The sequence below is a fragment of the Lutibacter sp. A64 genome (assembly GCF_022429565.1).
Taxonomy (GTDB): Bacteria; Bacteroidota; Bacteroidia; order Flavobacteriales; family Flavobacteriaceae; genus Lutibacter.
Genome location: NZ_CP092487.1, coordinates 677,645 through 690,425 on the forward strand (window position 1 = coordinate 677,645; position 12,781 = coordinate 690,425).

14 protein-coding genes and 1 tRNA gene are annotated in these 12,781 nt (G+C 27.4%); 8 read left to right on the top strand and 7 right to left on the bottom strand.

What is annotated here, in order from left to right; translation table 11 throughout:
- Positions 1-22: 22 nt before the first annotated feature.
- Positions 23-169, top strand: coding sequence for a JAB domain-containing protein (locus MKD41_RS16425; RefSeq protein WP_371824279.1), 147 nt, complete (start codon positions 23-25; stop codon positions 167-169).
- A gap of 200 nt (positions 170-369) precedes the next feature.
- A complete protein-coding gene (locus MKD41_RS02605) occupies positions 370-714 on the top strand; it encodes a hypothetical protein (protein WP_240243895.1) in 345 nt (114 codons plus the stop codon).
- A gap of 339 nt (positions 715-1,053) precedes the next feature.
- Here MKD41_RS02605 and MKD41_RS02610 read toward each other — a convergent pair whose 3' ends face one another.
- Positions 1,054-1,650, bottom strand: a complete 597-nt coding sequence (locus MKD41_RS02610) for a peroxiredoxin-like family protein (protein ID WP_240243896.1) — start codon at positions 1,648-1,650, stop codon at positions 1,054-1,056.
- 824 nt (positions 1,651-2,474) lie between these two features.
- A tRNA-Met gene (locus MKD41_RS02615) sits at positions 2,475-2,548 on the bottom strand.
- 127 nt (positions 2,549-2,675) lie between these two features.
- Between MKD41_RS02615 and MKD41_RS02620 the strand changes: the two genes are divergently transcribed.
- Both MKD41_RS02620 and MKD41_RS02625 read left to right on the top strand, forming a co-directional pair.
- A complete protein-coding gene (locus MKD41_RS02620; RefSeq protein WP_240243897.1) occupies positions 2,676-3,059 on the top strand; it encodes an START-like domain-containing protein in 384 nt (127 codons plus the stop codon).
- An 84-nt stretch (positions 3,060-3,143) separates the two neighbouring features.
- On the top strand, positions 3,144-3,962 hold the full coding sequence (locus tag MKD41_RS02625) for an aminotransferase class IV (RefSeq protein ID WP_240243898.1): 819 nt from the start codon (positions 3,144-3,146) through the stop codon (positions 3,960-3,962).
- Here the strand turns inward: MKD41_RS02625 and MKD41_RS02630 are convergent.
- The 5 genes from MKD41_RS02630 to MKD41_RS02650 form a co-directional block, all read right to left on the bottom strand.
- Positions 3,954-4,511, bottom strand: a complete 558-nt coding sequence (locus MKD41_RS02630) for a YqgE/AlgH family protein (protein WP_240243899.1) — start codon at positions 4,509-4,511, stop codon at positions 3,954-3,956. The two genes, MKD41_RS02625 and MKD41_RS02630, sit on opposite strands and share 9 nt — an antisense overlap.
- A 100-nt stretch (positions 4,512-4,611) precedes the next feature.
- On the bottom strand, positions 4,612-4,884 hold the full coding sequence (locus tag MKD41_RS02635; RefSeq protein ID WP_240243900.1) for an HU family DNA-binding protein: 273 nt from the start codon (positions 4,882-4,884) through the stop codon (positions 4,612-4,614).
- A gap of 187 nt (positions 4,885-5,071) precedes the next feature.
- Positions 5,072-6,016 carry a methionyl-tRNA formyltransferase gene (gene fmt, locus MKD41_RS02640; RefSeq protein ID WP_240243901.1) on the bottom strand — a complete coding sequence of 315 codons (945 nt, stop codon included), beginning with the start codon at positions 6,014-6,016 and terminating at the stop codon, positions 5,072-5,074.
- On the bottom strand, positions 6,016-7,911 hold the full coding sequence (locus MKD41_RS02645) for a RecQ family ATP-dependent DNA helicase (RefSeq protein ID WP_240243902.1): 1,896 nt from the start codon (positions 7,909-7,911) through the stop codon (positions 6,016-6,018). Before MKD41_RS02645 ends, fmt begins: the two co-directional genes overlap by 1 nt.
- Positions 7,908-8,444: an AAA family ATPase gene (locus tag MKD41_RS02650; protein WP_240243903.1), complete on the bottom strand. Its 537-nt coding sequence runs from the start codon at positions 8,442-8,444 to the stop codon at positions 7,908-7,910. The genes MKD41_RS02645 and MKD41_RS02650 overlap by 4 nt, the downstream gene beginning before the upstream one ends.
- Before the next feature lie 119 nt (positions 8,445-8,563).
- Between MKD41_RS02650 and MKD41_RS02655 the strand changes: the two genes are divergently transcribed.
- The 4 genes from MKD41_RS02655 (at position 8,564) to MKD41_RS02670 (ending at position 12,781) form a co-directional block, all read left to right on the top strand.
- Positions 8,564-8,845, top strand: a complete 282-nt coding sequence (locus MKD41_RS02655; RefSeq protein WP_240243904.1) for a DUF493 family protein — start codon at positions 8,564-8,566, stop codon at positions 8,843-8,845.
- A gap of 93 nt (positions 8,846-8,938) precedes the next feature.
- On the top strand, positions 8,939-10,552 hold the full coding sequence (locus tag MKD41_RS02660; RefSeq protein ID WP_240243905.1) for a peptidylprolyl isomerase: 1,614 nt from the start codon (positions 8,939-8,941) through the stop codon (positions 10,550-10,552).
- A complete protein-coding gene (locus tag MKD41_RS02665) occupies positions 10,549-11,397 on the top strand; it encodes a peptidyl-prolyl cis-trans isomerase (protein WP_240243906.1) in 849 nt (282 codons plus the stop codon). The genes MKD41_RS02660 and MKD41_RS02665 overlap by 4 nt, the downstream gene beginning before the upstream one ends.
- A 1-nt stretch (position 11,398) precedes the next feature.
- Complete coding sequence (locus MKD41_RS02670) at positions 11,399-12,781, top strand: peptidylprolyl isomerase (RefSeq protein WP_240243907.1); 1,383 nt, start codon at positions 11,399-11,401, stop codon at positions 12,779-12,781.

Sequence of the window (12,781 nt, forward strand, 5' to 3'; positions counted from 1 at the left end):
TGTAGCGTGATGCAGAATTGAATTGCAGATCTCGGGGTATGAGTCTGACTGTCATATTACACAGAAAATGAAAGAAGTTTCAAAACTCATGGATATAACAGTTATTGATCACTTGATTGTTTCAAGTTCTCAAAGTTTCTACAGTTTTTCAGATGAAGGAATCTTGTAAAATTAAATGTTTATCTGGTGTAAACTAGATAGGCGTTTTCTTAGTTTTTCAAGAAGCACAGTTATTTCTTAAATAGTAAGAAGCATAAAATTAATAAGTTAAGTTAGTAATTTAGACTTACTAAAAATAAGTACAAGGTATTTTGTAACATATAAAGAATTGTTATTTTTAGCTAGCGATTTACACCGTAAATCTCAGCTTTGTTGTTAAGTTGTTCTAAAGATGATTCATCGGGTGCACTTACTGCACAAGAGAAAAAAATGATAGGGAAGTGGTACGAGGTTGAAGTTGAATTTGGAGGAACTGTCTCAGATACATCTTGCGAAACATGCTATATAGAATTCTATTCAAGTGAAACAAGTGACGGGGCTTTTAACGGTAAAATGTCAAATGATATGTCCTCAAATATTCCATTTATATGGGGTACAGGTGAAGACGGTAAAATTTATGTGATGATGGATTTAGTTTTGGAGGCGAATATAGAAACTAGTTCAAAATTGGTTCTTGATAGTGGTATTTTTAGATGGGTGTATCGTAAAGAATAATAATAAGATATTTAAAAGGCTGATATATACCAACTTTTACTTAATCAACTCCTGCAATGTAAATTTTTGGTTTTCATTTAAATTAGGTATAAAAAAACGGTTTAGAAATTTAAACCGTTCGTTTTGTTTTATTTAAATTATATAGCGTGAGGCAGAGTTGAACTGCAGACCTCGTATTGATTATGTTTTTTCCGAATTTTAACCGTTTTACGGGGCTTATGCTGTATGATAATGTTAAACTATATACAATTTACATTAAAAATATAATTCTTGAAATCTTGCTACTGGGTTAAAACAAATTTTTCAATCGAGTGTTTAACCCTTTGTAACAAAACGAATTTATTTTAAAGATTTTAATTGTTTAATTAATTCTTCAGGACTCATTCTAGTTTTATAATCAGGATTTACATACTCATAAAGTATTTTTCCATCAACACCAATAACAAACAATGAAGGGACTGGTAATATACCTGAGTTTTTATCTCCTGAATATTTTAAAAGCATGTTACTGTATTTTTCTGGGGCTTTATATGCAATTCCCATACTTTTAATTAATGAACCATCTGCATCAGAATATAAGTCATAACTCAATTCGTTTTTAGAAATAGATTCTTTTAATTCTGTTGGAGAATCTGGACTTATTCCAACAATTTTATAACCAAGTTCTAAAATTTCACTTTTTGATTGTCCAACTGCTGCTAAATGTTTGTTGCAATAAGGGCACCATCCACCTCTATAAAATAAAAGAACTGTAGGTTTTGTTTTCACTATGTCTTCAAGAGAAACTTGGATGTTTTCTAAAGAAGTAAGTTTAATAGTTGGTACTTTGTCACCAACTTTTAATGGAGTTACATCTTCTGCATTTTCTGCAACTTGGGCAAAACCTGTTGTTATTATAATTAAAAACATTGAGATTGATAGTACTAATTTTTTCATAAGTGTTATTATTTTATATTAGTTTGTTTAGTCTATTATAAATAGTTTCCTTTCAAAATTTAATAGATTATTTTTAAAATTATTTAAATATCTCTTATATGTTCTTTAATTCGGATACTGTTTTTATAAAGATTCCACAACAATTTTTTCAATTGTCATTTTCTAAAAACTAAAAAATTAAGTGATGGTTTTTATATCTGAAAATTGTTTTTATTATTAAAGATATAAGGTTTTTATAAGTATTGTGCAGCTGGAAAATTGGAGATATTTCGTTTGTAGTAAATTGTCTAGTTTTAAAATATGGCTACAGGTTAAAATTGAATTTACGTTGCTAATTTATATACCATATTTGGTGTTTTAAAGTCTAAAGATAAGTGTAATTTTACTTGATTGTATAATTTAATTGCATTTAATATTAGTCTTTTTTCTTTTATACAAAGCCTTATTACGTACTCTTATGCATTCTTTAAGTTCTAGACTACAAAAGGGATGTATCCTTTTTTTAAGAGTTTAAGGATTTTCTTTCTATAGGTAGAAAATATAAATAATCGATCTTCTTTTGTACGTATTCGCTTTTCCATAAAAGGGAGTTGCACGTTTTAGCTTCCCAGTTTTTGATTTCGATAAGAGGAATAAACGTATGAGCGTTTACTTAAATCAGCTCCTGTAATGTAAATTTTTGGTTTTGTAAAATTCTTTCTCATTGACAAATCGTATGCAAAATAGTACGCATTTTCAACACTAAAGACAAGAATTTCATTTAAATTAGACAAAAAAAACGGTTTAGGAATACTAAACCGCTTGTTTTCAAATCTCTAATTTTGTAGCGTGATGCAGAATTGAACTGCAGACCTCCGGGTTATGAATCCGACGCTCTAACCAACTGAGCTACCACGCCATTTATTGAGGGTGCAAATATAAAAATAAAAAACTTGTTCTAGCAAATTTATTTGGCTATTTTTTTTAATAATTTAAATTTTTTTAAAATCGATAATTTATATATATTGTGCTTTTAAATAAAAGAGATGTCAGCAAAAATAAAATTTGAAATAGAGTTCCCAATTCACGCTTCGCCAAATATGTTATATCAATATTTTGGAACACCTTCAGGGCTTTCTGAATGGTTTGCAGATAATGTAAATTCACGAGGTGAAATATTTACTTTTATATGGGATGGAGCAGAAGAAAAAGCAAAAGTATTACAAGAACGACCAGATGAAAAAATAAAATTCAAATGGCTAGATGGTGAAGATGATAAAAGCTATTTTGAATTTAGGATTGAAGTTGATGAAATAACTAAAGATGTTTCTTTAATAGTTACAGATTTTGCGGAAGAAGATGAAATAGATGAATCTAAAATGTTTTGGGAAAACCAAATAGATGAGTTAAAACATACTATCGGAGCATAGATTAATAAACCGTATTACAATTTTAAAATTCCTTGTTCTTAGAGCAAGGTTTTTTTTATGTAGTTTTGCACTAAATTTTTTTATATGATAAATTTTAACGGTTCAATTTTTGAAAATAAAACACCTGTATTTAATAGTAAAAATAGAGCTTTTAAATATGGTGATGCACTTTTTGAAACTATAAAAGTAACAGACTCTAAAATTATTTTTTTAGAAGATCATTATTTTAGATTGATGGCTTCAATGAGAATGTTAAGAATGAAAATTCCAATGAGTTTAACAATGGAGTTTTTTGAAAAAGAGATTTTAAATACTGTAATAGCTAATAATTTAGAAGCTGCAAGAGTTAGAGTTACCGTTTATAGAAATGATGGTGGAAATTATGCCCCAATCAGTAATAATTGTAGTTATTTAATTGAAGCTTCACCTTTAAATGTTGAGGTCAAAGAAAACTATACTTTAGATGTTTTTAAAGACTATTTTTTATATTCTGGTTTACTTTCAACTATTAAAACTACCAATAAAATTACCAATGTTTTGGCAAGTGTTTTTGCAAAAGAAAATAAGCTAGATAATTGTGTATTGTTAAATGAAAAAAAGTATGTAGTTGAAGCCATAAATGGAAATATTTTTACCGTAAAAGGTACTATTATTAAAACACCACCTATTGAAGAAGGATGTGTGAAAGGAATAATGAGAAAAAAACTTATTGAAATATTATCTAAGACTAATGAGTTTACTTTAAAAGAAGAAGCTATTTCTCCTTTTGAACTTCAAAAGGCAGATGAGGTTTTTATTACAAATGCTATTGTAGGTATACAGCCTGTAACAAATTATAAGAAGGCTACATTTAAAACAACAGTAGCAAATGCATTGGCACTAGAATTAAAAAAATTAGTTTAACGTAGGGTTTTTTGGTGCATTTGCCCAAATTTGATATTCACCACCAAAAGCCATTAATTGGTTTTTCCAAATTTCATCACTATTAATAGTTAATAAATTGGGGTACTTGTTTTTAGTTATTACCCAAGTAGATTCATTAATTTCTTCATTTAATTGGTTTAGAGACCAACCCGAATATCCTAAGAAAAAACGAATATCAGAATGATTGATGGTTTTTTCATTTAGAAGCTTTGTTAGTGAGTTAAAATTACCACCCCAATAAAAATCTGCATCTATTTGAATGCTTCCCGGAATTAGTTCTGGTACTTTATGAATAAAGTATAAGTTTTCTTGGTCCACGGGACCACCACTATACACAGTGAAATCACATTCAATTTCAGGAATTAAATCGTGTAAAACATATTCTGTAGGTTTATTTATAATAAATCCAATGCAACCATCTTGGCTATGTTCAGTTAAATATATTACAGATCTATTAAATTCTTTATCATTAAGAATGGATGGTTCTGCAACTAATAATTTACCTTTTGTAGGAATTTTATCTACCATAATTAGTATTAATGTATACTAAATATAGTAAAAAATGTTAATAAAAAAAACTCTTCAAAAATTGAAGAGTTTAATTTATAATAAGAAAAGTTCTTATTTATTAGTTTACAGCGTCACTGAAACCAGCTCCTGCTTTAAATTTTACAACATTTTTTGCTGCAATTTCAATAGATTTTCCTGTTTGAGGATTTCTTCCTGTTCTAGCTGCTCTTTTAGAGATAGACCAAGTTCCCCATCCTACTAATGCAACTTTATCACCTTTTTTTAATGCATTTGTAACATTTTCAGTAAGTGATTCTAATGCTGCTTTTGCTGCTGCTTTTGAGATGCCAGCATCAGCTGCCATTGCATCAATTAAATCTGATTTGTTCATAATTTGAATTTTAAATTAATTGGTTAAACATTTTTTACTTGTAATAAGCTTAACAAAGTTATATGGAATAAGGGTTTATGCAAGTTTTTACTGATAAAAATCAGTATTTTGTTAATAAATGATGATAAATGTTAATAACATTGCTTTTTTTTATTCAAAATAGCCGCTAACCCCTTTAAAATAAGAGTTATTCCATTTTAGAATTGGTTTGAAATGTATATCCATTTAACAAACTTCTACTGTCCATCTTTTTTTTCCCAGCTAATTGTAAACTGTCAATTTTTAAGAATCCATTTGGTGCTGCAATTTTAATTTCATTTTTTGAAGCAAGAACACTACCATTTTCTAGTGTATGTGTTTCAAAAATTGGAGTAACATCAAAAATTTTGACTTTTATTTTTTCTTCATTATTTATTAAAGTTGTCCAAGCTGCTGGATAAGGATTTAAACCTCTAATTAAATTGTAGGTATTGGTTAAAGAATTGTTCCAATTTATTTTACAGGTTTCTGTAAATATTTTTGGGGCTGCTTTTTCTTCAATTTCAGGTTGTTTTATTGTTTTAACAGCACCTTTTTCTATTTGTTGAACTGTTTTAACAACTAAACCGCTTCCAATAGTCATTAGTTTATCATGTAATTCACCTAAAATAGTATTTTCGTCTATGTTAACTTCTTCTTGTAAGATTATATTTCCGGTATCAATTTTTTCATCAATAAAGAATGTTGTAACACCTGTTTTAGTTTCTCCATTAATTATAGCCCAATTTATAGGTGCTGCACCTCGGTAATTTGGTAATAATGATGCGTGTAAATTAAATGTACCAAATTCTGGCATTTGCCAAACTACTTTTGGCAACATTCTAAAAGCAACTACAATTTGTAAATTAGCATTTAAACTTTGTAATTCTGTTATAAAAGCTTCATCTTTTAAATTTGTAGGTTGTAAAATGTTTAATTGGTGTTTTAATGCATATTTTTTAACGGCAGATTCATTTAATTTTCTTCCTCTTCCTGCTGGTTTGTCGGGTGCAGTAATTACTCCAACTACATTAAACTTAGCTTTTACAAGGGCATCTAAAGTTGCAACGGCAAATTCAGGTGTTCCCATAAATACAATTCTTATATCTTTCATTAAATCTTTAGTTTAAATTTATTTTGCGAAGTTATGGCAATTTTATTTTTTTCTAAGAGTATTTTTAGAGAATTTAAGAGTTGCTCTTTGTTGCATTTAAGTGCTACTGATAAATCTTGTGATGATAAGTCTTGAACTTTTAAAAGTTCAATAATTTTAGTTAAAAGTGCGGTGTTAGTTTCTGTAGGTGCATTTTTAGATTTACAAACATCGCATTTGCCACAAGGTTCTGTAATTGTTTCACCAAAATAGGAGAGGAGCTGTATATTTCTACAAGTTTTTGTGTTTTTAATAAAATCTATAGTAGCTTTTAACTTGTCGTATTTTAAAGTGTATTGTTTTTCTATGTTTTTTGAAATGCTATTGATGGTATAATTATCTTCTCGAATTACTAAAAAGGTTAATCTCGAATTGGAGTTTTCAAAATTGTAATTTATAATTCCATTAGTGTTTAAATCATTTAAAATGGAAATTACATTTTTTTTTGAAATGCCTAATTTTTTTGATAATTTATACTCATCTATTATTGTATAATGTTCAAAAATACCTCCGTAACTTCTTAAAATTAATTTTATAAATTCATTTTTTGAAGGATATTCTTCTAAATAATTAAATAATTGATCGTTGCTAATTGTAAATTTTAAAGTTGATTTTTTGGTGAAATTTTCATCTAATAGTATTACATTTTCTCTTTCTAAAACTTTTATGGCATTGTAGGTAGTTAAAATATTTAACTTATAAGTTGCACAAAATTCTTGTATCGAAAAATTAAAAGATTCTAAAGGTTGTTCTCCAAGTGAAATTTTAAAAAACTGATTTAAATAAAAATAGACTTCTTTTATATATTGTGTGGTTGGTGTGTTTTTTTTAAACCGAACTTCAGAGTCGTATAAATTAGCATTATTTGTTAATATTAATGAATAAGATTCTTTTCCATCTCTACCAGCTCTTCCTGCTTCTTGTATGTAATTTTCTAAGCTATTTGGAATATTTAAATGTATTACAACACGCACATTTGGTTTGTCTATTCCCATTCCAAAGGCATTTGTAGCTACCATAATTGGTGTTTTATCTGCAATCCAACTTTCGTAAGCTGCGTTTTTTTCATCAACAGACAAGCCGCCGTGATAATAGGTGCTTTTAAAATTTTGTTGTAATAAATACTTGTTTATTTCTTTTGTTTGCTTTCTATTATTGGTGTAAATTATAACAGATTCTTTAATGTAATTTAGTATTTGAATTAAATTGGCATAGTAATTCTCGGTATAAATTACCTTGTAGATTAAGTTAGTCCGTCTTAAAGATTTTTTAAAAATTGTAGCATCTTCAATTTCTAAATTATGTGTAATATCTTCAAATACTTTTTGTGTAGCTGTAGCAGTTAAGGCAACAAATGTAGTATTTGGTTGTAATTCTTTTAGAACAGGAATTTTTAAATAAGATGGTCTAAAATCGTGCCCCCATTCAGAGATACAATGCGCTTCATCTATAGCTATAAACGACACCTGTAATTGTTTTATTTTTTCTTGAATAAATGGAGATTGTAATTTTTCGGGTGATAAATACAAGAATTTATAACCTCCAAATTGTAAATTGTCAAAAGCAATAATAACTTCTTCTTGTGATAGTTTAGAAGTTAAAGCAATGGCTTTAATATTTTTTTCGGTTAAACTTTCTACTTGGTCTTTTATTAATGCAATTAATGGCGAAATAACAATACAAACACCGTTTAGAACCAATGCAGGTACTTGGTAACATAAAGATTTACCATTTCCTGTTGGTAATAAAACAACACAATTTTCACCATTAATTACAGAATTTATAATTTCATCTTGTGGTGGTCTAAATTGGTTGTATCCCCAGTAGGTTTTTAATATTTCTAAAGGTGATTTCATTTATTTAAATGAGATAAAATAAAATCGGTTCTTTCTTGTACAGTTCCGGTTGGAACTTCAATAATTGGGTATTTTAATTTTTTATAAGTACGTTCTAAATGATTGTGAATTGCTAATGCTTGTTCAAAATTTTCATAACGTTCGTCATCAGAGATATAGATTTCTTCCCAAGGAGGCATTAAAAAAATAGTATCGTATCTATATAAATTACTTTTAGTAATGTATGTTTTAGGGTAATCTATGCTAATATAATTCATATAAGCGTGTACATCTGGAACACCTCTGTCAAAAAAAACGAGGTCTGTGTTTTTTTTCTCGGCTTCAATATATTGGTTAATACGTCCTTCTAATAATAGTTCGCTAAAAAGTAGTGGTTTTGTTAAAAATAATTGATCAATACCTTTTTTACGTGCGTTTAGAGTAACTTGTCTTGAAATTTCTGGCATGCAAAGAAAATTTCTAGCTATTAACTCATTTATTACTGTAGATTTACCTGTTCCTGGACCTCCAGTTATCACAATTTTTTGCTGCATTTTACAAAAATAAGGTATTCGATAAATTATACTAAAAATATTAATGTAATTTTGTCAGCAATATATTAACATTTTTGGCTTGGTATTATATTTGTAAGCTATATTTTCAAAAAAAGTACATGGATAAAAGAACACAATTTTATAAAAAACTAAAAAAGAAATTAAAAAAGGATACTACTTTCCCTAGCAAATACCTTTTTAAATTTATAGTGCCTTCAGAAACTGTAAAAATAGATGAGATTGAAAGTTTATTCAATCATCAAGGGGCTGTAATTACTAAAAAAACTTCAAAAACTGGTAAATTTACAAGTGTTTCTATACATATTGTAATGAAAAAAGCTGATGATATTATTTTAAAATACCAACAGGCAGAAAAAATTGAAGGAATAATATCTTTGTGATTTTGTTAACTAAAAAACTAAAAAATATAAAATAAATTGCACCGTTCTAAATTAATTTATAAATGTTAATTTAAAATAGGAAATTAGAGTTTTATGAAGTTTAATTATGTATTAATTATTGTTGTTTTATACTGTTTAAATGGTATATCTCAAAACAGAGAAACAGTATTGTTTTCTATAGATAATACAGACTTCTACACACAAGAATTTCTTGATAATTATAATAAAAATGCAACTTTAGTTTCAGATTCTGTAAATAGTATTGAAAATTATTTAGATTTATTTATTAATTATAAGTTAAAGGTTAAAGAAGCGAAAGAACTTAAATTAGATACTTTACCTAGTTATATTAATGAGTTGAATGACTATAAAATGCGTTTAATTCAACCGTATTTAAAAGATAAGAAGGTTACTAATAAATTGGTTGTTGAAGCTTTTGAAAGACTTCAAAAAGAAATAAATGCAAGTCATATTTTAATATCTTTAAAGCCAGATGCAAGTCCGAAAGATACCTTAGCAGTTTATTCTAAATTAATGGAAGCTCGTAAATTAATTACAAGTGGATCTTCTTTTTCAAAAATAGCTAAACAGTATTCAGACGATCCTTCAGCACAGCAAAATGGTGGTAATTTAGGTTTTTTTACAGCTTTACAAATGGTATATCCTTTTGAAAATGCTGCTTATTCAACGCCTGTAAATACAGTTTCAAAACCTTTTAGAACACAATTTGGATATCATATTTTGCAAGTGCACGAAATTAGACCTGCTTTAGGAGCGGTTGAAGTTGCACATATTATGATTAAAAACAATGATGCTGTTGCAGCAAAATCTAAAATAGATTCAATTTATAAATTGGTTTTAAATAATAAGGAGCGTTTTTCTGAATTGGCTTCAAAATATTCTGATGATAGAGCAACAGCTTCTAATGGCGGAAAATTAAATAAATTTACCTATGGACAAATGCTTGAATCATTTTCAAAAGAAGCATTTAAATTAGAACATATTTCAGAAATTTCACAACCTTTTAAAACGGAATATGGATGGCATATTGTTAAACTATTAAAAAAATATCCAGTTCCAAATTTTGAAGAAATAAAAGATGATTTAACGCGTAAAATTGAGCGAGATGAACGTTCAAATTTAATTGGGAAATCTGTAATTAATAGGTTACAAAAAAAACATACTATCTTAGTCGATACATTAGCTTTAAACCAATTTAAAGATAGAAATTGGCGAAATTTAACCAATGCAAATAGTGTTTTATTAACAATAAATAATAAGGAAATTAGACAAGTTGAATTTGCGAAATTTTTAAAATTAAATTTAAATGAAACTGTTTTAAGTGCTTTTAAAAAATTTAAAGAACAAGAAGTGCTTAATTATTATAAAGAAACTATAGAATTTACAAATAAAGAGTTTGCGGCTACTTATAATGAATTTAAAGAAGGCTTACTTTTGTTTGATTTACTCGAGAAAAAAGTTTGGGAAAAATCTAAAGATAGTGCCAGCCTTTCAAACTATTTTATAAGATTTAAAGATACTAAATATGCCAATAAAGAGTTAGAAACTAATAAAGGTGTTGTAATAAATGATTATCAAAATTATTTAGAGCAGTTATGGGTTGAAGCCTTGTATAAAAAGTATAAGGTTAAAATTAATAAGTCAGAAAAAAAGAGATTAATTAAATTAAATCAGAAAAAAAGTTGAAACAATTAGCCGTTTATATATGCTTGTTTTTTATGTTGCTGTCGTGCAATTATTTTACTATAAAAGATGATACGCGTGAAGCTGTAGCACGTGTAAACGATACATACCTTTATAAGAAAGATTTAAAAAATGTTGTTTCGGCAGGAGTGTCTAAAACCGATAGTATTTTATTGGTAAATAATTTTATTAATAATTGGATAAAGCAACAGTTGTTGCTAGAGAAAGCTCAAATTAATTTAGAAAATAAAACAGAAGAATTTGATGTTTTAGTGAAAACATATAGAGAAGATTTATTTATAAATTCTTATAAAGAAGCTGTTGTTAAACAGTATTTAGACACAACAATTACAGAAAATGATATTCAAGAATTTTATTCTAAAAACAATCAAAACTTTAAATTAAATGAAGAGTTATTAAAGTTAAAGTATATTAAAATTGGAAAAGATATTTACAATAAAGAATCGGTAATAAAATTGTTTAAATCTTCTAAAAAAAGCGATTTAGACAGTCTTCATTCTGTAGAAATGGCCTTAAAATCACATCATTTAAACGATTCGGTTTGGGTAAAGTATACCGATTTAATTTTAAAAGTTCCAATATTAAAAAATGAAGATAAAAACCAATTATTAAAAAAAGATAATTTTATAGAAAAAGAAGATTCATTAAGCTTATATTTGGTGGCTATAAAAGATGTGTTAAAAAGAAATGAAATTGCTCCAACAAGCTATATAACACCTACAATTAAGCAAATGATTTTACATCAACGTAAATTATTATTATTAAGAAATATAGAAGAAACATTAATAGATGATGCAAGAAAAAAACAACAATTTGAAACATATTAAAATGAAAAAAAATATAATTTTAATAGCGCTACTTTTTATTTTTACAGGTATACAAGCACAAGATAGTACAACGTCTAATTCAGAAAGAATAAAAGTAGATGGTGTTGCAGTTGTAATAGGTAAGAATATTGTTTTAGACTCGGACATAGATAAATTCAAAAAAGAATTATTAAATCGTATGGAAGGTGCTGAATTAAATATTACAGATTGTGAAATTCTAGAAGAAATAATGACACAAAAACTACTTGCACATCATGCAGTTGTAGATAGTGTTTTAGTTTCAGAAGCAGAAGTAAACTCTCAAGTTGAACGTAATATTTCTTATTTTACCCAACAATTAGGTTCTATGGATGCTGTTGTTGAATACTATGGTTTTACAGATGAAGAAGATCTTAGAAAAGAATTATATACCATACAAAATGAACAACTTTTAATTCAAAGAGAAAAAGAAAGCATTACCGAAAAAATTGATGTTACTCCTGAAGAAGTTAGAAATTATTTTAATAACTTAGAAACAGAAGGTAATTTACCAGAGTTTAGTGCAGAAATTGAATTGGCACAAATAGTAAAAACTTTAAAACCTTCTGAAGAAGAAACCAACCGTGTTATAGATAAATTAAATGCCATTAAAAAAGATGTTGAAGATGGATATAGTTTTAGATTAAAAGCCATTATTAATTCTGATGATCCAGCAGTTTCAGGAAATGGACCAGGAGCAGGAGGGTTGTATACTATTACTAGAGAGTCTAATTTTATTAAAGAGTTTAAAGAAGTTGCTTTTAGTTTAGATGAAGGAGAGATTTCCGAGCCTTTCGAATCTGGTTTTGGTTTTCATATTATACTCGTAGAAAAAATTAAAGGACAAGAGCGCGATGTGCGTCATATTTTAATTCAACCAGTAATTTCTCAAGAAGAGTTAGATGCTTCAATGGATGAATTAACAAAAATTAGAACGCAAATTTTAAATGGAGAATTAACTTTTGAAGAAGCTGTAGCTAAATATTCAGATGATGCTGCAACAAGAAATAATCAAGGCTTAATTTTAAATCCGCAAACAAACGATACACATTTCGATTTAACACGTATGGATCCAAATCTATATAGCAAAGTTAGCAGTTTAAAAGCAGGGGAGATTACAGTTCCTTTTTATGATGAAGTTAGGGGTGAATCTAAAATGCATAAAATTATTATGTTAAAAAGCAAAAACGAAACTCATACAGCTAATTTTATTGATGATTATGAAAAAATTCAAGAGTTAACTTTACAGAAAAAAGAAGAAGAAACTATTGAAGATTGGGCAAAAGAAAAAATTGAAGACACATACATTAAAATTAACGAAGATTTTAAAAAATGTGAGTTTAGTAAAAACTGGAAAAAACAATAA

What these genes read in the sequence shown, in the direction of transcription:
- MKD41_RS02610 (WP_240243896.1), bottom strand. Translation starts at nt 1,650, where the DNA reads ATGAAAAAATTAGTACTATCAATCTCAATGTTTTTAATTATAATAACA.
- MKD41_RS02620 (WP_240243897.1), top strand. Translation starts at nt 2,676, where the DNA reads ATGTCAGCAAAAATAAAATTTGAAATAGAGTTCCCAATTCACGCTTCG.
- MKD41_RS02625 (WP_240243898.1), top strand. Translation starts at nt 3,144, where the DNA reads ATGATAAATTTTAACGGTTCAATTTTTGAAAATAAAACACCTGTATTT.
- MKD41_RS02630 (WP_240243899.1), bottom strand. Translation starts at nt 4,511, where the DNA reads ATGGTAGATAAAATTCCTACAAAAGGTAAATTATTAGTTGCAGAACCA.
- MKD41_RS02635 (WP_240243900.1), bottom strand. Translation starts at nt 4,884, where the DNA reads ATGAACAAATCAGATTTAATTGATGCAATGGCAGCTGATGCTGGCATC.
- fmt (WP_240243901.1), bottom strand. Translation starts at nt 6,016, where the DNA reads ATGAAAGATATAAGAATTGTATTTATGGGAACACCTGAATTTGCCGTT.
- MKD41_RS02645 (WP_240243902.1), bottom strand. Translation starts at nt 7,911, where the DNA reads ATGAAATCACCTTTAGAAATATTAAAAACCTACTGGGGATACAACCAA.
- MKD41_RS02650 (WP_240243903.1), bottom strand. Translation starts at nt 8,444, where the DNA reads ATGCAGCAAAAAATTGTGATAACTGGAGGTCCAGGAACAGGTAAATCT.
- MKD41_RS02655 (WP_240243904.1), top strand. Translation starts at nt 8,564, where the DNA reads ATGGATAAAAGAACACAATTTTATAAAAAACTAAAAAAGAAATTAAAA.
- MKD41_RS02660 (WP_240243905.1), top strand. Translation starts at nt 8,939, where the DNA reads ATGAAGTTTAATTATGTATTAATTATTGTTGTTTTATACTGTTTAAAT.
- MKD41_RS02670 (WP_240243907.1), top strand. Translation starts at nt 11,399, where the DNA reads ATGAAAAAAAATATAATTTTAATAGCGCTACTTTTTATTTTTACAGGT.